General features: G+C 67.1%; 19 protein-coding genes. 6 read left to right on the top strand and 13 right to left on the bottom strand.

The annotated features are described in order from the left end of the window. The first annotated feature begins 168 nt into the window (after positions 1-168). Positions 169-807 (top strand): MBL fold metallo-hydrolase, encoded by a 639-nt coding sequence (locus Pme01_RS02320; RefSeq protein WP_168112888.1) that lies wholly within the window; start codon positions 169-171, stop codon positions 805-807. A gap of 46 nt (positions 808-853) precedes the next feature. Further along, positions 854-1,360 carry a hypothetical protein gene (locus tag Pme01_RS02325; protein ID WP_203935386.1) on the top strand — a complete coding sequence of 169 codons (507 nt, stop codon included), beginning with the start codon at positions 854-856 and terminating at the stop codon, positions 1,358-1,360. 181 nt (positions 1,361-1,541) lie between these two features. Here Pme01_RS02325 and Pme01_RS02330 read toward each other — a convergent pair whose 3' ends face one another. Further along, positions 1,542-2,042 carry a DUF4188 domain-containing protein gene (locus Pme01_RS02330; RefSeq protein WP_239087970.1) on the bottom strand — a complete coding sequence of 167 codons (501 nt, stop codon included), beginning with the start codon at positions 2,040-2,042 and terminating at the stop codon, positions 1,542-1,544. Positions 2,043-2,152: 110 nt separating this feature from the next. On the opposite strand from Pme01_RS02330, the gene Pme01_RS02335 reads away from it, so the two are divergent. Then, a complete protein-coding gene (locus Pme01_RS02335) occupies positions 2,153-2,839 on the top strand; it encodes a MerR family transcriptional regulator (RefSeq protein ID WP_168112886.1) in 687 nt (228 codons plus the stop codon). Between the two features lie 73 nt (positions 2,840-2,912). Here the strand turns inward: Pme01_RS02335 and Pme01_RS02340 are convergent, their stop codons facing one another. Beyond that, positions 2,913-3,638, bottom strand: coding sequence for a TetR/AcrR family transcriptional regulator (locus Pme01_RS02340; RefSeq protein WP_168112885.1), 726 nt, complete (start codon positions 3,636-3,638; stop codon positions 2,913-2,915). Positions 3,639-3,662: 24 nt separating this feature from the next. Here Pme01_RS02340 and Pme01_RS02345 point away from each other — a divergent pair, with 24 nt between their 5' ends. Together Pme01_RS02345 and Pme01_RS02350 are read left to right on the top strand one after the other, a co-directional pair. Beyond that, a complete protein-coding gene (locus Pme01_RS02345) occupies positions 3,663-4,793 on the top strand; it encodes an FAD-dependent oxidoreductase (RefSeq protein WP_239087971.1) in 1,131 nt (376 codons plus the stop codon). Positions 4,794-5,242: 449 nt separating this feature from the next. After that, positions 5,243-6,103 carry an exopolyphosphatase gene (locus tag Pme01_RS02350; RefSeq protein ID WP_239087972.1) on the top strand — a complete coding sequence of 287 codons (861 nt, stop codon included), beginning with the start codon at positions 5,243-5,245 and terminating at the stop codon, positions 6,101-6,103. Between the two features lie 234 nt (positions 6,104-6,337). Here Pme01_RS02350 and Pme01_RS02355 read toward each other — a convergent pair whose 3' ends face one another. Together Pme01_RS02355 and Pme01_RS02360 are read right to left on the bottom strand one after the other, a co-directional pair. Beyond that, the gene (locus Pme01_RS02355) at positions 6,338-6,823 is read right to left on the bottom strand and encodes a nuclear transport factor 2 family protein (RefSeq protein ID WP_168112884.1); all 486 of its coding nucleotides are present in this window, start codon (positions 6,821-6,823) and stop codon (positions 6,338-6,340) included. A 268-nt stretch (positions 6,824-7,091) separates the two neighbouring features. Next, complete coding sequence (locus tag Pme01_RS02360; protein ID WP_168112883.1) at positions 7,092-7,514, bottom strand: DUF3052 family protein; 423 nt, start codon at positions 7,512-7,514, stop codon at positions 7,092-7,094. 169 nt (positions 7,515-7,683) lie between these two features. On the opposite strand from Pme01_RS02360, the gene Pme01_RS02365 reads away from it, so the two are divergent. Beyond that, positions 7,684-8,079: a VOC family protein gene (locus Pme01_RS02365; RefSeq protein ID WP_203935388.1), complete on the top strand. Its 396-nt coding sequence runs from the start codon at positions 7,684-7,686 to the stop codon at positions 8,077-8,079. 642 nt (positions 8,080-8,721) lie between these two features. On the opposite strand, the gene Pme01_RS02370 is transcribed toward Pme01_RS02365, so the two are convergent. The 9 genes from Pme01_RS02370 to Pme01_RS02410 all read right to left on the bottom strand — a co-directional run bounded on the left by Pme01_RS02370 (position 8,722) and on the right by Pme01_RS02410 (position 17,486). After that, positions 8,722-9,981 (bottom strand): phosphatidylserine decarboxylase family protein, encoded by a 1,260-nt coding sequence (locus Pme01_RS02370; RefSeq protein ID WP_168112881.1) that lies wholly within the window; start codon positions 9,979-9,981, stop codon positions 8,722-8,724. Positions 9,982-10,109: 128 nt separating this feature from the next. Next, complete coding sequence (locus Pme01_RS02375; protein ID WP_168112880.1) at positions 10,110-10,607, bottom strand: DinB family protein; 498 nt, start codon at positions 10,605-10,607, stop codon at positions 10,110-10,112. 254 nt (positions 10,608-10,861) lie between these two features. Further along, positions 10,862-11,296, bottom strand: a complete 435-nt coding sequence (locus Pme01_RS02380) for a VOC family protein (RefSeq protein ID WP_168112879.1) — start codon at positions 11,294-11,296, stop codon at positions 10,862-10,864. Between the two features lie 79 nt (positions 11,297-11,375). Then, positions 11,376-12,386, bottom strand: coding sequence for an ABC transporter ATP-binding protein (locus Pme01_RS02385; RefSeq protein ID WP_275408485.1), 1,011 nt, complete (start codon positions 12,384-12,386; stop codon positions 11,376-11,378). Then, a complete protein-coding gene (locus Pme01_RS02390; RefSeq protein ID WP_168112877.1) occupies positions 12,379-13,437 on the bottom strand; it encodes an ABC transporter ATP-binding protein in 1,059 nt (352 codons plus the stop codon). Before Pme01_RS02390 ends, Pme01_RS02385 begins: the two co-directional genes overlap by 8 nt. A 4-nt stretch (positions 13,438-13,441) precedes the next feature. Further along, positions 13,442-14,350 (bottom strand): ABC transporter permease, encoded by a 909-nt coding sequence (locus tag Pme01_RS02395; RefSeq protein WP_239087973.1) that lies wholly within the window; start codon positions 14,348-14,350, stop codon positions 13,442-13,444. Next, positions 14,343-15,344, bottom strand: a complete 1,002-nt coding sequence (locus tag Pme01_RS02400) for an ABC transporter permease (RefSeq protein WP_168112875.1) — start codon at positions 15,342-15,344, stop codon at positions 14,343-14,345. Before Pme01_RS02400 ends, Pme01_RS02395 begins: the two co-directional genes overlap by 8 nt. 76 nt (positions 15,345-15,420) lie before the next feature. Continuing rightward, on the bottom strand, positions 15,421-17,037 hold the full coding sequence (locus Pme01_RS02405; protein WP_168112874.1) for a peptide ABC transporter substrate-binding protein: 1,617 nt from the start codon (positions 17,035-17,037) through the stop codon (positions 15,421-15,423). 128 nt (positions 17,038-17,165) lie between these two features. After that, complete coding sequence (locus tag Pme01_RS02410; protein ID WP_168112873.1) at positions 17,166-17,486, bottom strand: hypothetical protein; 321 nt, start codon at positions 17,484-17,486, stop codon at positions 17,166-17,168. Positions 17,487-17,550 lie beyond the last annotated feature (64 nt).

The raw sequence follows: 17,550 nt of genomic DNA on the forward strand, positions 1-17,550 counted from the left end.
GCGGCTCGCCGTCGGGGGCAAGGTCGGCGTCGCCGTCACGTTCTCGAAGATGTTCCGTACGGAATCCTGAGCGACGGTGGGGCCCGGCGCGCCGTCGCGCCGGGCCCCGCCGTGTCCGGGGCCGCGTTCGGGCCACTCCGCCGGCCCGATCCTGACTAGGCTGACGTCATGCAGTTGATCAAGTTCACGCATGCCTGCGTACGCCTCGAGGACGGCGACCGGCGGCTGCTGATCGATCCGGGCTTCTGGACCGAGCGGGAAGCCTTCGACGGCGTCACCGACATCCTCGTCACCCACGAGCACGCCGACCACATCGACGTCGAGCACATCGAGTCTCTCCTGAAGTCACAGGACCTGCGCATCTTCGCGCCCGAGTCGGTGCGGGCCATCGCCGAGAAGAACGCCCCGGCGGTCGCCGCGGCGATCAGCCCGGTCGCCGCCGGCGACACCTTCACCGCCGGTGGCTTCGAGGTGACGACGGTCGGCGGCGAGCACGCCGAGATCTACGAGGGCCTCCCCGGATGCGCCAACGTCGGGTACCTCGCCGAGGGCGTCTACCACCCCGGCGACTCCTTCTTCGTCCCCGCCCAACCGGTGACGACGCTGCTCGTCCCGACCAGCGGGCCCTGGTTCAAGCTGAGCGAGGCGCTGGACTTCGTCCGCGCGGTGGCACCGGCCAAGGCCTTCCCGATCCACGACCGGCTGCTCTCGACCGACGTCGGGTTCGAGCTCACCGACCGGTGGATGCGGATGAAGGGCCAGACCGAGTACGCCCGGATCCCGATCGGCGAGGCCACGACCATCTGACTGGGTGTGTCCCTATTGCTGCCGAGGAGCGGCCTACCCTCGTCGCATGCAACAGGTGCCGGGACGAGACTGTCCGGCCGACAGCACTGAGGAGAATCCTTTGGCCGACGGTCGACCTACCCGCATCGCCATCCAGCACGACGACTATCACGCGGAACATGTCGGACACACCACGGATGGCCACCAGTTCTTCCTGACCACCCCGTTTGAACCGGGAACGCATGGCGGCGACGACGGCCAGGAGTTCGTCGCTCTGTACCTGTTTGATGCTGCGGGAAGGTTCCTGGAAGCCAGGATCGACGCGTTTGGCAACAGGGCGAACATGGACCGGGCTGCGCGACGAGCGGTGTACGAGACCCGGCTCAAGGAACTCGGTGACGTGACGTTCGACCGCATCGAGGTAGAACCCTTCGCGGTCGACCAGTTCGGCACCACCTTCGGTCTGATCGCCAGAGAGCCCGAGGACGACGACGAAGCGTGGTGGGTAGAACTCCAACCCGGCAACTACATGGCTTTCACAGAGCCCTGGGACAGCGGCGAGTACGACACGTGAGCGTGCGCTGAGCAACGGAGGTCGTGCTGTGGCGGGAAACGCAGGTCGGCGTCTACGTCAGCCACGATGGCATCAAGATTCGCATGGTGCTCCGTACGCGCGTCATGGCAGCCGGCACGCCCGCTCAGCGGCTACTTGATCCGCACGCCGCCCAACGCATCGCGGCTAGAAGAGTGCAGGTTCACGCCGCCGGCGTCGGCTGTCCTTGCGGTAGGGGTGCCGCCGTGCGTGGGGCTGCCCCGCGGCGTTCGGCCGCCCGGTCGCCCTTTGCCGTCACCGGCAGGTGTTGACCGGCCGCGGCGAGTCCGAATCGGGGCAGGTTGGCGTAGATGGTCTCGTAGTTGCCGGCGGAGACCAGATAGGTCTCGTGCCAGACGCCGACGTCGCCGTCGGAGCCGACGCGCCGGTTGAACGCGCGCCACGCGGCGTGGTGGGGCAGGGAGCTGTCCCTGGCGAACCGGTCGAGGTGCTCGGCGCTGCGCCAGTACTGCACGAACATCGGCCCGCGCGGCCCTATCCAGGTATGCATGCCGAGCAGACCGAGGTCTTCGCGACTGTTCAGCGTGCGCAGCATCGGCGCCATCGCCCTGGCGACCGGCACCCATTTGTGCAGTTTCCACGGCTTGTTCACCCGCATGCCGATCAGGAAGACGACGAAGTCTCCCGGCATGTCCGCGGTCATTCGGCCCTTCACGACAGGTGACATCCCGCACCTCCAATAGATAGTGAGACTATCCAATTACGGATAGGACTACTATCCATGGCGTCGGTGGAATTGGCAAGGAGGCGGGCATGCGAATCGGCGAGCTGAGCAGACTCAGTCAGGTGAGCGTCGCCACGATCAAGTACTACCTACGCGAGGACCTGCTTCCACCCGGCACGGCGACGGCCACGAACCAGGCCACGTACACCGAGGCCCATGTGCGGCGACTGCGACTCATCCGCGCCCTCATCGACGTGGGCGGACTGTCGGTGGCCCGAGCCCGCGACGTCATTGCCGCCGTTGACGCCGGCGATCTGCCCCCGCACACACTGCTCGGGATCGCGCACGGCGCAGTCACCCGGCCACCCGACCGCAGCGGCACCGACCCCGCCTGGCACGCCGCGCGCACCGAGGTCGTCGAACTTGTCCACCGCCGCGGATGGTCGGTGAGTCCGGACTCGCCCGGCCTGGACCAGGCCGCCGACGCGATCCGCGCACTGCGCACGCTCGGCCAGGATGACCTGCTCGGGTGCCTGGAAACCTACGCCGACGCGGCCGAACTCGTCGCAGGCCGGGAGTTGGACATCGTCGTCGCGCGCGCGGATCCAACCCGCATGGTCGAGGGCGTGATCACAGGTACCGTACTCGGCGAGGTCCTGCTCGCCTCACTCCGACTGCTCGCCCAGCAGGATGCCTCGGCACGGCACCTGGGTGCGGCGCCACCACCTACGACTCCGACCGACCAGCGCGGCAGCAACACCGCGGCCACGACCTAGCGCTTCGTGGCAGATCCGGATGTCTGATCGAGGTGTATCGGTGTTCAGCCGGTACTGGCCTGCGAGCAGTAGGTCACGTGCAGGGATGGCTGGTGATGCCGTCCAGGATGGTGATCAGGTTGTGGTGGAAGGTTTGCTCGGCGTTGAGGTGGGCGCCGTCGATGACAAGCCGGGCGACGGTAGGGTAGCGGCCCGTTTCCAGCATGCGTGCCACGTAGGGCCCGAGGGCGGCCTGCCAAGCGGACACGTCGGTGCCGGTTGAACGGGCGGTGCGGCGCTCGGTGATCTCCCTGCGGAGCGCTCCGACGATGAACGCGTTGAGGGCGCCTAAGGCCCGCTGAAGATCGTCGATGTTGCGTACGCCCGGGGCCTGGCTGAGCGCCGCCGCGGTCGATTCACCCACGGCGAGTGCATGAGGTCCCAAGTGTGGCCTTCCGCCGAGCAGGTCGGCGAACCACTCATGATCAAGGGCGGCGTCACGGGTCCGGTGAACGATGGCCAGTACCGTGGCGCGCCACTCTGAGTGTTGGCCGGCCTCGGCGATCTGGGCGTACACGGCGTCGACCATCAGATCGAGCAGTTCGGATCTATTGAGCACGTAGTCGTAGAGCCGCATCGGACCGACACCGAGCTCTTTGGCGATCTTGCGTACCGATAGCCCCTCGAGGCCATGTGCGTCCGCGATCCGGATCGCCGTGGCGGCGATCTTCGCGCGGCTCAGCGACACCGGCGCCGCCCGCGACTGAGGCTCGGGCCGTTCCCAGACGGGCAGCGGTGCGTTACCGTACGGCGTATCCATAAGGTACAGCGTACGGTAACGGAGATGATGATGCGAATTGCGATCGCCGGTGGTGGCCTCGGCGGGCTGACGTTGGCCCGAGTCCTGCACCGGTACGGCATCGACGCGGTGGTGTACGAACGCGAGGCAAGCCGATCCGCGCGATCGCAGGGCGGCTCGCTCGACCTGCACCCGGAGTCCGGGCAACAGGCCCTGGCCGCGGCGGGTCTCGCCGGCCGATTCCGGTCCGAGGCACGGCCGGAGGGCGAGGAACTTCGCATCCTCGACCCGGCCGGACGCACCCTCGTGCACCACAAGCCACAACCCGGCTCATTCTCCGAACGCCCCGAGATCGACCGCAGCGTACTGCGTGATCTTCTGCTCGATTCGCTCCCCGGCGATGCGGTTGCGTGGGAGCACCGGCTCGTGGCGGCGATGCCACGACCCGACGGAGGCTTCGGGCTGATGTTCGATGGCGGCCGCAGAGCCGACTGCGACGTCCTCATCGGCGCGGACGGCGCACGCTCGGTCGTCCGGTCACTGCTGACCGACGCGGGACTCTCCTACGTGGCCACCTTGGTAGAGCTGAGCATCAGCGACGCCGACCGGCGTCACCCGGATCTCGCCGAGCTGGTCGGCCCCGGGAACCTGTGGTGCATCGGCGTGAACCAGGTCCTGGCAGCGCAACGCCTCGGCGACGGCAGCATCCGAGTCGGGATCTCCCTACGCGCGGACGATCGCTACCTAGACACCTACCGCAGCAAGCGTGCTCTGCTGGACATATTCGATGGCTGGGACCCCAGCCTCACCGCGCTCATCGAAGCCGGCGACAGCCCGCCGACCCCGCGCAGGATCGAGGCGATGCCCACTGGTACACGCTGGGCCCACCAGCCGGGCATCACCCTCATCGGTGACGCCGCGCACCTCATGCCACCGGTCGGCGAGGGCGCCAATCAGGCCATGCTTGACGCTGCCGAACTCGCCGGCGAACTCGCCGCCAATCCCGCCGACCCGGACTCGGCGATCTGGAGCTACGAAGCGGCAATGTTTACCAGGGCTCACTCGATCGCCGAAATGTCCGCACGAGTCCAGTCGATGATGCTGTCCCCGACCGCAGCCGACGACATCATCCGCTTCTTCACGGCCCGACCCACCGAGCCGGCATCCGCAGAGTGAGAACGCGCTGCGCAGCCAGGCCCGCCGTTGCAGACGCCCCTGCCCTGGAAGATCAGATATCCGCTCGTCGGCAGAATCGGACGTCTGATCTTGGCGATCGTGATCGACTTTGTGTCGTTACGTGCCCCAGCCAGGCCCAGCCTGGCGCGGGTCAATCATGGCCGCTCCTGTGAGGTGAACTCGGCAGTCGACGCCGTTTCTGCCGCACGGCGGGCTCGTGAGGGGTGGAAGGTCCTGCGGGACGGCTCGCGTAGTCGGGCCTTCTTTTGAGGCTGCGCACGAACTAGCTCGCCGATCAAGGCGGCAACCCCGATCCGCTCAGGTCAGCGCCCCTGCGGCCGATCGGAGACCACGGACCTGGAGAAGGGGAGATCGCCATGAAGTACAGGCTCGTGACGCGCAGCGACTTCGACGGCCTGGTGTGTGCCACGCTCCTGAAGCACCTCGACATGATCGACGAGATCGCCTTTGTGCATCCGAAGGACATGCAGGACGGCAAGGTCAAGATCACCGAAAACGACATCATCACGAACCTGCCGTACGTTCCCGGGGCGCACATGGTGTTCGACCACCACCACTCGGAGACAGTGCGCGTCGGCCCGCAGCCCAACCACATCATCGACGCATCGGCCCCGTCTGCGGCCCGCGTCATCTACAACGAGTTCGGCGGCGCCGACTTCTTCACCGACGTGCCTCTGGATCTCATGGAGGCGGTCGACAAGGCCGACTCGGCGCAGTACACCGTGGAAGAGATCCTCGACCCGACCGGCTGGACTCTGCTGAACTTCCTGATGGACAGCCGCACCGGCCTGGGTCGTTTCCGCGACTTCAGCATCTCCAACTTCGAGCTGATGATGAAGCTTATCGACGCCTGCCACCAGTTGGAGAGCGTCGACGAGATCCTGGCGATGAAGGACGTGCGCGAGCGCACGGAGCTGTTCCACGCGCACACCGAGGCGTTCATCGACCAATTGCAGCGGGTGAGCACCGTCTACGACGACGTCGTCGTGGTGGACCTGCGGAACGAGGACATCATCTTCGCGGGCAACCGGTTCATGGTCTACGCGCTTCACCCTCAGGCGCGCGTCTCGATCCACACGCTGTGGGGCCGAGACAAACAGAACACGGTGTTCGCAGTCGGAAAATCTATTGTGGACCGCACGTCACCGGTGGACATCGGCTCGATCATGCTCAAGTACGGCGGCGGAGGTCACGTCGCGGCCGGCACCTGCCAGGTGGATAACAACGACGCCAAGCGGGTACTCGCCGAGCTCATCCAGGCGCTCGCTCAGCCTTGCGTCTCAGCCTGAGTTTCTCCACCTCACGCGCTCATCGGCAGTTCAGGATGCCACTCGACTCAGAGGCCAGCTACCGAATGTGATTGCCTCAATCGGACAGCATGCACGGTCGGCGGCAGATCCGGATGGCAGGAGTCGGTGACCACCGCTGTTCAATCACATCAGTGATTCGGCGTCATAAAGCTCGGCCAGCGTCTAATTCGGGCGAGACCCACGCACGATCCGGTGATCATCAGCAACTGACTGTCAGCGGTCGACGTCGCGCGATGGGCGAAGCGCGGTCAAGAGGCTTTCGAGCTGACCCCATGCCCGCGCGCTGGCGATGTGATCGATGTAGTCCCGGGACTCGACGATGAGCCCGTCGCGAACACGCAGAACGAAGACACAGGGCACGGTGAACGCCTCTCCTGTCTCCTCCACGTGTCCGTGGTAGGCGAACTCGGCGACGATCACCTCCGGATCAACGGTCTCGTGGATAGTGATGTTGACCGGCTCACGGTTTAGTGTTCGGGCGAAAGGCGGCGGCGCGGTGAAGTGCTCGTGCAGTTGGCTCCGGCTCCGTAGCGGTGGCGCGTCGAGCGGGTGAAACGGGTGGGTGACATAGGTCTGTTCGGCATACAGATCGGCTAGATCCTCGTACGGCCCTTCGCACACCCCCTTCACCAGCCGGAGAAACACGTCACGCGGGCTACGACTACCGTCGCCGCCATCCGCATCGGATCGAGAATCCATGGACCGCACCATATCGACTGAAGCTCGATGGAGCTGCCCCAAGCAGTTCCAGCCGCATGGTGCTGATCGGCAGGTACGACACCGGAAGCGGAAGCAAGAAAGGCAGCCATACATCACCGTGCGTCACCGGCGGCGATGAACGCCAGCACGCCCGGAGCGGCAGATCCGCGCCCGCGGAGGACGCCTACCGTCACATCACTCACACGGCTGGGCGGTCCCGAGGTGCGTCGTGGCGTCCGACTGGAGTACGGAGGACCGGGCGAACGTGTTACTCGGCCGGCCTGCGATTTTCGCGGCGAATGACCAGCCGCAAGCCCGACCAGATCTCGTCGATCGCACACACCTTGTTGTCGACCAACCCGCTCGGCAGCGCGACTTCACGGACCACGTCATCGGTGATGTCCGTGGGAACCTTCGATGCTCGTTTCGGCCAGGCGACCCAGAAGCCGCCGTCCTGGGCCATGCCGCGTCTGACCTCGTCCAGGCGGGCCTGCAACTCATAACGTTCGGTCACGAACAGCACGATCACGTCGGTCGGCGCGTCGGCGGCCAGGCCGTGCCGGATGACGACCTCGGCGGGGAGGCCATCGAGAGTGGCCTTGAAGCTCGCCGGCGCGTCGAGCAGTGCGACTCGGTGACCCGGTTTGATGCCGAGCTTGCGGTACAGCGGCGTGCCCGAGTAACCAGCCATGTCAGCCCCCGTTGTCCCAACGTTTCGAATACGAACGGATGGTAGCCGCGCGACTGAGGCTGGGGCGGTACGCCAAGCTACCGACCGAGCCGTCACGCTCCGTGTGAGCGAATCGCGGCAGATGCGGACGCCCGGCACGGTGGTGAATCATCGACGAATGCGGCTTCGGATGGAACTGTTCGTCGAGGACATGGACGTTAGCGTCAAGTTTTATCGTGAGTTGCTCGGGTTCGAGGTGCAGCGACGCGCTGCGGGCTACGCCAGCCTGCGCCGGGGCCTGGTCGTGCTGGGGCTTGGTCCCGTGGCGAAGCTGCCTGCGCAGGGGGAAGGTCGGGGGTTCACCAGACAGCGGCTCAGTGTTGACAAGGGCGCCGGGGTGGAGATCGTGCTGGAGCTCGACGGTCTGGACGAGCTTCAAGCGCTCTATGAACACTGCCGGGAGCGGGCGGTGATCAGTGAACCGCTCGAGTTGCGATCGTGGGGTCTGTACGACTTCCGGCTTGCCGATCCGGACGGCTACTACCTGCGGATCACTCACGGCAACGCTGCGGCGCGAATCGGCTGACCCCTCGAAGCCACCCGATCGGCGGCAGATCCGGATAGCCGTCCGGGGGCATCACCCGAACTTCCTCCAGTGCCCTTCGGAGACCATCTCGACGGAGCCGCCGACGGGTCGTCGTCCGCTGAGTGATGCTCCGCAGACGTATCCGCGAGGGCGGCGCACGCAACCCGACCGACCCCTTGCGGCAGATCCGGGCACCTGATCAGGTCATGGCGGGCACGCCGGGAAGGTCGAAGGACTCGGGCGCCTCCTCCGGGACCGCTGGTACTCGGCTGCGATCATCAAACCATGGATGACATTAACTTCGGTCCGTGTCCGCATTGCGGGAGCGCTGAAATCGTCTGTGTGCCGAGCAGCATGGCCGACGGCTATCAGCGGCATGGCGGTCAGCACCTTCCGAACGATTCCGTTTTCCCGCGTGATTTGCCTGCAGTGCGGTTTGGTCCGTGAGTGGATAACCGACCGTGTGCACCTGGACCTCCTACGCAAGAAGTTCGCACCCAAGCGGTGAGTCGGAGTCGGGCGCAGGGCTCACTTCGCGTGTCCGCTCATCGGCAGAAGTGCGCGCCTGACCGATCGGGGGCTGTACTCGTCGTGACGGCGTAGCGGGCGCTGATACGCGTGTCGCGGCAGCCGAAAATCCGGCTATCTCGCGGCGACCGCGAGTTTCGAACGCACCTTCACGATCGACGCATCGGCGTCGCCTGGCTGCGGGAGGGCAACGACAGAAAAATCCTCGACTGCTCCCGGGCGGAACACCAGGCACTCGGTGGAGCCGCCGAACTGGAACCATCCGAGTTCGTCGCCCTTTTCGACGTGATGGCCGGGGACGATGTCGTCGCTGATGACGCAGGAGGAGACCTCTACCATCCCGATCGGGACGACCGCCATCAGCCCGATCGCCGGGTTGTCCGCCTGGATGAGGATGATCGCGCGAGCGGCGACGTGAGCCAGATACCCCTGAGAGGCCGACGCTTCGACCGCCTCCGCGCCTTCGGAGTCGGCCTCGGAGAAGTAGGTGCCGGGCTGGACGTAGGCGCGCACGATCGTGCCGGCCACGGGACTGTGCCAGCGGTGATAGTTCAACGCGCTCAGGAACCCCTGGTAGACCGTGCCACCGACAAACTCGTCGACGGCGTCGTCGTTGGCGAGCATGTCCTGCAGGGAATAGGGCTGAGCCTTGATCCAGAACTCGCTGTGGCGCGCGACGTCACGGCTGATCCGGTAAGGGGTCGATTCGCACGCGCTGACGATGACCGAGTCGTCGTCGGGCGCCGCGACCGGCCGTGCCCCCGGCCTGAGCCGCCGGGTGAAGAAGTCGTTCCAGGAGGTGAAGCCCCAGTGCTTGTCGTCGGGGTCGTGCTCGAACTGGTCGATGCCCACCGCCTGTCGCGCGGTCGGCGACATCCACCCCTGCGGCGAGTCGTTCAGGACGTAGAGCGACTCGGGGCTATTCAGGAACTCCGCCCACGCGTCGAGGACCTTCTTCAGGATCGCGTTGACACGGGGGTCGCGGTAGGCGGCCATCCCGGCGGTGGTTCCCATCGTCCAGTCCAGGATGCCGGTCAGCGGTGTCGTCACCATCGCGCCCTCGCTGAACTCCGGTGCCGTGGTGATCACCTCGTCGATGAGGTGCAGCAGCTGATCGACGCTGGCGATGTGGCGTTTGCTGTACTTGCGGGTCTTCGGCACTTCGTCGATCATCCGGGTCACGTACATGCGCACGATCGCGTCCGTCTCGATCAGGTGGGCGAACTCCCGGATCACCGGGTGCCGGAACACGCCGGGTCGCCCCACGCTCTTGATGCGGCCGTCGAGCCACCGCTCCAACTCGTCCTGGCCCTGCGGCAGCCAGCCACCCCGCCGCTTCAAGTCCCCGGCTTCATCACCCATCGTCACGAACACACCCGTACCCACGTCCCAGCCAGGCCAATCACGACCGCGGTAGGGCCGATGCGCTCTCGTCGGCATGATCAAATGCACTGATCTCGGCATGACCGCGCGATCAGCGGCTATGAGTGGACGTCCGCGCACTACTCGTTGATGAGTTGCTCTCGAAGAATGTCAGCGTGCCCACAGTGCTGGGCGAACTCGCGCAGCACGTGGAGATACACCCACCGCAGCGGAAGCGGGCCCCGCCGGTTCCCGTGAAGGATGTCGTCCAGCCCCAGGGATGACGTCGCCTGGCGTGATGCTTCGCAGGCCTCGCGGTGTGCGCGCTGGACGGTGGCGATCGTGTCGTCGTCATAGAGAATGAACGACTCGTCCGGCGTCGCAGGGATGCCGATCTCAGCGCGCGACCGACACGTGACGGCTTCGTCAAACCAGACCTTCTCGACGAAGGTCGCGTGCTTCACCAGACCCAGCAGCGTGGTCCGGGAGGCCACCAACGATCGGCGCGCCTGTTCCTCTGTCAGCCCGTCCAAGCAGCCATTGAGCGCGCCGCGGTGCTCGTCGAGGAACGCCTCGAACTGGGCACGGGCTGGCTGGGCGACGACCTGGTCGGCGAAGGTAGGCGGGTAGGAAGGCATGGGCGAAGCATTCCAGACCATCGCCCGGGAGCAACTAGCGAACATCGGCGCGAGCGGTCGGGTGACTTGTCGGTCCCGCCGGTGCGGCCCCTCACGTGCGCTCGGCGGCATGGGCATACATTCGGCGAGGGGTCAAGCCTGGTCTCCACAGGCCTCGGCGAGACGCTTGATATGGGCGGATGTTCGCGCCGATCGCCGCTAGATTCTTGCGAACTGCACCGGTCGACTCGCGAAGGTGCCACGTTCGCGACCACTCAGTCGAGACAGAACTCGTTGCCCTCGATGTCCTGCATCACGAGGCACGACTCGTTGTAGCCATCAGCACGCAGTAGTCGCACGCGTACCGCGCCGAGCGCGACCAGTCGTGCGCACTCGGCCTCAAGTGCGGCCAGGCGCTCCTCCCCCACAAGCCCGGTGCCGACCCGTACGTCAAGATGCAGCCGATTCTTGACGACCTTGCCTTCGGGAACGCGCTGGAAGAACAGCCGCGGGCCCACACCTGAGGGATCGATGCATGCGAACGCTGAACCTTGACGCTCAGGCGGCAACGCGCCATCGAAATCGTCCCAAGTAGCAAACCCCTCCGGCGACGGTGGTACGACGTACCCCAACACCTCGCACCAGAAACGAGCGACGCGCGCGGGCTGTGCGCAGTCGAAGGTGACCTGGAACTGCTTGACCGACACCATCGGTCCACCATAGAGGCGGGGTCTTTCGTCGTCTGCACGGGCGCAGCCGCCAATAGGGGACACACCTGGTGAGAGCGCCTCAGTCGGTCGCGTGCACCACGTCGCGCTCCTCGGCGAAGTGGCACGCGCTCGGATGCGCCGACCCCTCCCGCTCGACCAGCGCCGGCTCCTGCTCGACGCACACCTCCCGCGCCTTCCAGCAGCGGGTACGGAACCGGCATCCGCTCGGCGGGTTCGCCGGCGAGGGTACGTCGCCCTCCAGGATGATCTGGTCGCGTAGGCCGCGCAGCGTCGGATCGGGTACCGGCACCGCCGACAGCAGTGCCTGCGCGTACGGGTGGGTCGGGTGGTCGTAGATCTCGGTGTCGACCCCGGTCTCGATGATCTTCCCCAGGTACATCACCGCGACCCGGTCGGAGATGTGCCGCACCACCGACAGGTCGTGGGCGATGAAGATGTACGACAGCCCCAGCTCCTCCTGCAGCCGCTCCAGCAGGTTGATCACCTGTGCCTGGATCGACAGGTCGAGGGCGGAGACCGGCTCGTCGCAGACGATGATCTCCGGGCGGAGCGCCAGCGCCCGGGCGATGCCGATCCGCTGCCGCTGGCCGCCGGAGAACTGGTGCGGGTAGCGGTTGATGTGGTCGGGGCTGAGCCCGACCAGTTCCAGCAGCTCCCCCACCCGCCGCCGCCGGTCGGAGCGCGGCGCCACCTCGGGGTGGATCTGGAACGGCTCCCCGACGATGTCACCCACCGTCATTCGGGGGTTCAGTGACGTGTACGGGTCCTGCATCACCAGCTGGATGTTGCGCCGGGCCCGGCGCAGCGCCGAGCCGCGCATCCTGGCGAGGTTCTGGCCCTGCACCAGGATCTCGCCGGACGTCGGCTTCTCCAGCCCGATGATGAGCTTGGCCAGCGTCGACTTGCCGCAGCCGGACTCTCCCACCACGCCGAGCGTCTCGCCCCGGCGCAGCGTCAGGTTCACCCCGTCGACCGCGCGAACCGCGCCGACCTGCCGCTTGAACACGATTCCCTTGGTCAGCGGGAAGTGCTTGGTCAGATCCCGTACCTCGAGCACGACGTCACTCACCGCCGACCCCCTCATCCTGTTCGCGACTGCGGGGCTCGCTTCCCTCGCTCCTCGCGCTCACGACCTCCTCCCAGAAGTGGCACGCGCTGGTCCGTCTACTGTCCACTCCGTACAAGGGCGGTGGATCCTGCCGGCACACGTCCCGGGCGTACCGGCACCGCGGGTGGAACGCGCAGCCGCGCGGGACCCGGGTCGGGCTCGGCGGCAGCCCCTTGATGACGTTGAGCTGCTGGCCCTTGACGTCGACGCGCGGGATCGACTCCAGGAGGGCCTTGGTGTAGGGGTGCGCCGGGCGGGCGTAGATGTCGCGTACCGGAGCCTCCTCCACGATCCGGCCGGCGTACATGACCGAGATGTGGTCGGCCACGTCCGCGACGACGCCCATGTCGTGCGTGATCAGGACCAGGCCCATCTGCCGCTCCCGCAGCAGCTCGCCGAGCAGGCTCATGATCTGCGCCTGCACCGTGACGTCGAGCGCGGTGGTCGGCTCGTCGGCGATCAGCACGTCCGGGTCGAGCGCGAGCGCCATCGCGATCATCACGCGCTGCCGCATGCCGCCGGAGAACTGGTGCGGGAAGTCGTTGACGCGCTGCCGGGCGGCCGGGATGCGTACCTGGTCCATCAGCTCGACGGCCCGGCGCCTGGCGTCGGTACGGGACATGCCGAGGTGCTTGCGGAACTGCTCCCCGATCTGAAAGCCGACCGTGAAGACGGGGTTGAGCGCGGACAGGGCGTCCTGGAAGACCATCGCGATGTGGTTGCCGCGGATCCGGCGGCGCTCCTCGTCGGGCAGGGTCAGCACGTCGACCCCGCGGTAGCGGACCTCGCCGCCGGTGACGTGGGCGGGCGGCGAGTCCAGGATGCCCATCACGGCCTGGGCGGTGACGCTCTTGCCGCAGCCCGACTCGCCGAGGATGGCCCGCGTCTGTCCGGGTTGGACGGTGAAACTCACCCCGTTGACCGCCTTGGAGACCCCGTCCCGGGTACGGAACTCGATCCGCAGGTCGCGTACGTCCAGGAGGTCGGCGTCGGGATCCGGCTCGGGCAGCATCACGTCACCTCAGCTTCGGGTCGAGGGCGTCGCGGAGCGCGTCGCCGAGCAGGATGAACGCGAGCACCGTCGCGGACAGGAAGGCCGCCGGGAACAGCAGCAGGTGCGGGTAGCCGGAGGTGACGTACGACTGGCCCTGGGCAATCATGATGCCCCACGAGATCTCCGGCGGCTGGAGGCCGATACCGAGGTAGGACAGCGTCGCCTCGGATGCGACGTACGTGCCGAGCAGGATCGTCGCGACCACGATCGCCGGGGCGGCGGCGTTCGGCAGGATGTGCCGGAACAGCAGCCGGCGGTCGCTGGCGCCGAGCGAGCGGGCCGCCTGTACGTAGTCCATGTTCTTCGTGGCGAGCACGCTGGCCCGCACGATCCGGGCCAGCGGGGGCCAGCCGAGCACGGCGAACGCGAGCACGATCGTCCAGACCGAGTGCGAACGCAGCATCGACAGGAACACCAGGGCGCCGAGCAGGAACGGCAGCGCGAAGAAGATGTCGGCCAGCCGGGAGAGCACCGAGTCGACCCAGCCGCCGTAGAAGCCGGCGGCCATCCCGACGAGAGCGCCGACGAGCAGGACGAGCGAGGTCGAGACCAGCGCGACGATGATCGAGGCCCGCGCGCCGTAGATCGTCATCGCGTAGTAGTCGCAGCCCAGTTCGTTGGTACCGAAGATGTGCGCCGCGCTCGGCGTGGCCTTGCTCAGCTGGATGGGGCAGTCCCGCGGGTCCGTTCGGGTCCACAGCCATGGGAACGCAGCCATCGAGCTGACCAGCACGATCACGACGGCCGAGGCGATCGCGACCGGTCGCCGGCGCAGGTCCCGCCACGCATCAGCCCACAGGCTCGCGCTGCGCTCGATACCGGCCTGTGCGGACCGGTCCGCCGAGATGACGGACTCCACCTGCTCAGTCAAGTCGGATCCTCGGGTCCAGGACGGCGTACAGCACATCGATGATCAGGTTGCACAACAGGTAGACCAGCACCAGGATCGTGACGACGGAGACGACCGTCGCGGCCTCGCCGGTTGCCACCGCCCCGAAGACCAGGCCGCCGATGCCCCGAATGTTGAAGATGCCCTCGGTGACCACCGCGCCGGCGAGCAGGTTGCCGAAGCTGATGCCGAGATTCGTGATCACCGGGATCAGCGAGTTGCGCAGCGCGTGCACCCCGACCACGCGGTTTCGGGTCAGGCCCTTGGCGGTCGCGGTACGCACGTAGTCGCCCCGCAGGTTCTCCATCAGGCTGGTGCGGGTCAGCCGCGCCGTGGTGGCCAGCGACAAGGACGCGAGTACGAACGCCGGCATCACCAGGCTGGCCCAGGGCTGGTCGGTGCGGTAAGCGATCGAGAACAGTCCGGTGAGGAGGTCAGGCGCGCCGACGCCCTTCAGCCACGACCCGAACTCCACCCCCAGCACGAGCTGGGTCACCGCGCCCACGACGAAGATGGGGATCGCCACCAGCATCGTGGTGGAGACCTTGACCACGTAGTCCCAGAAACTCCCGCCGCGCAGCCCCGCCAGGACGCCGGCGGTGACGCCGACCAGCAGCTCGATGAGGATCGCGAGCAGCGCGAGCCGGGCGGTGATCGGCGCGTGCTCCGCGATCAGCGTCACCACCGGCCGCTCCCGCGAGTCGACGCCGAAGTCACCCTGGGCCATGTTCTCCAGGCGGTGGACGAAGACCGTCAGGCATGGGTTGCCGGCCTGTTCGAAGCAGGGGTCATCGGTACCGAAGACCCGCTGCATCGCCTGCAGCTGGGACTGGCTCGGCGTGCGGTCCCCGAACACGGCCCGGGCGGGGTCGCCGTTGAGCTGGATTCCGACGGTCATCAGGTAGTGCAGGATGAACAGCGCGCCGAGCAGCGTGGGGACGAACTGCAGCAGCCGGCGGGCCAGATAGCGCCCCAACGGTGTGACCTCCAGGCCTTTCAGACCGCCGGCCCCGGGGCCGCCCACCGTGGGCGGGCCCGGGACCGTACCGGCGCTACTTCGTGAAGCCGACCCGGGCGAAGTTGACGCCCTGGACGCCGTTGTACTCGACACCGGTGACGGTCTCGCCGAACGCCACCGACGCCTTGTCGAACCACAGCGGGATGGAGGGCATGTCCTCGGCCAGGAGGTCCTCGGCCTCGCCGTAGAGCTTGCCCGCTTCGTCCAGCAACTTGGCGTTGTCGCCCCTGACGATCCGGGCGTCGAACTCCGGGTTGCTGTAGCCGGTCCGGTTCGACGAGCCGCCGGTACCGAAGAGAGGCGTCAGGTAGTTCTCGTTGAGCGGGTAGTCGGGCGCCCAGGCGCTGCGGTACGGGCCGGTGAGCTTCTTCGCGTCGGCCGTCGCCAGGAACTCGGGCTGCTGGAGCTGGCCCTTGAGCTCGTAGTCGATGCCCAGGTTCCGCTTGAGCTGGTCGCCGACGGCCTGCATCCAGACGTCGTGACCGGCGCCCGCGTTGAACCACAGCTCGGCCTTCTTGCCGGCCGGCCAGCCGCCCGCCTCGGCCAGCAACTGCTTGGCCTTCTCGGGGTTGAACTGACAGTACTTGCAGGTGTCGTCGCGACCGCCAGGGAAGCCGGGCGGGGAGAAGCTCTTCGCCGGGGTGTAGCGACCCTGGTAGACCGCGTCGACGATCGCCTTGCGGTCGATCGCCATCGACATCGCCTGGCGGATCCTCTTGTCCTTGAAGGGGTCCAGGTAGGTCGGGATCGCGACGGCGGTGAAGCTGGGGCTGGGCTTGTCGAGCAGCCGGTCGCCGAACTTGACCCGCGCCTCGGGCACCTTCGCCGGTGGCATCCGCCGCGGCATGATGTCGATGTTGCCGGCCAGCAGGTCGTTGTACGCCGTCTCGATCTTGTCGTAGATCTTGAAGGTCAGCCGGTCGAGGTGGGCCTTGGTGCCCTTGTAGTCGTTGTTGCGGACCAGCTTCACCTGCTGCTTGTGCTCCCACTTGCCGTCCATCTTGAACGGCCCGTTGCCGATGGGCGCCTCGTCGCAGGCCTTCAGGTCGGCGGCGCACGCCTGCGCCATCGGCATGAACGCGACATAGCCGAGCATGACCGGGAAGCCGGCGAACGGCTGACGCAGCGTGACCTCGAACGTGGTGTCGTCGACCTTCTTCAGGCCCGACATCTCCTTCGCCTTGGGCTCCTTGCCCTGCAGGTCGGCGTACCCGTCGACGCGCTCGAAGAAGTGGGACCCGAGCTGCGCGTTGGGCGCGTACGCCGCGGCGTTCCACGCGCGGATGTAGGCGTCGGAGTTGACCGCCTCGCCGTTGTGGAACGCCCAGCCGCCCTTGAGCTTGATCGTCCACACCTTGTTGTCGGTCGACTTGATCGAGTCGGCCATCACGTTAACGATCTTGTAGTCGTCGCCGACATAGTCGATCAGCCCCGAGTACAGGGCCCGAGCGACCGTGCTGCCCTCGCTCTCGCCGGCGTTGCTCGCCACGATGTGGCGCGGCTCTCCGATGTAGACCCTCAGGTCGCCGCCGTCCTTGATGTCGCCGCCTTCCGGCCCGCTCGACGACTGCGGTGTGCCCCCGCAGGCCGCCAGCATCAGCAACGCCGTGGACAGGCCGATCGCGGCACGTAAGCCACCCCTGATATGCATCGACGGTCTCCTTTTGGGAACGACGGGCGGTGCGAGGCTGACACTGTGACACGAGTCGATCGGAAAGCGGTGTGGCTGTAATCAAACTGGTACCGCGCGCCGGCGTGCGACCGGTGATGTGACCGTCCCTATGAGACGGAGACGACGTCGAGGCCCCCGTACACGCGGCAGCCGGCGGGCGCCTTCGTCCGCTGCCCCCGCACGGTGACCCGGCTCCCCTCGCGTACCCACTCGGCCTGGTCGCCGAGGAGCGCCCAGCGCTGCACCCCGTTGTCGAGGATGACGCAGCCGTACTCGACCGTCACCGTGCCGGTGACCGTCACCGGCGGCCCGGCGAGATCACGCGGGTACTCGGGGTCGGAGGTCGGTTTCGGCGCGGCGGGGTCACCCGTACGGGGTGCCGCCCCCGAGGGCGGGTCGGGTGCCGCAGCCGGCGGGGTGGTGGCCATCGGTACGCTCCCCTGCGATGAACTCGCCGTCGGGGCGGGAGATCCGCCCGCCGAGATCGGCGGG

Source organism: Planosporangium mesophilum (assembly GCF_016863255.1).
GTDB classification, from domain to species: Bacteria; Actinomycetota; Actinomycetes; order Mycobacteriales; family Micromonosporaceae; genus Planosporangium; species Planosporangium mesophilum.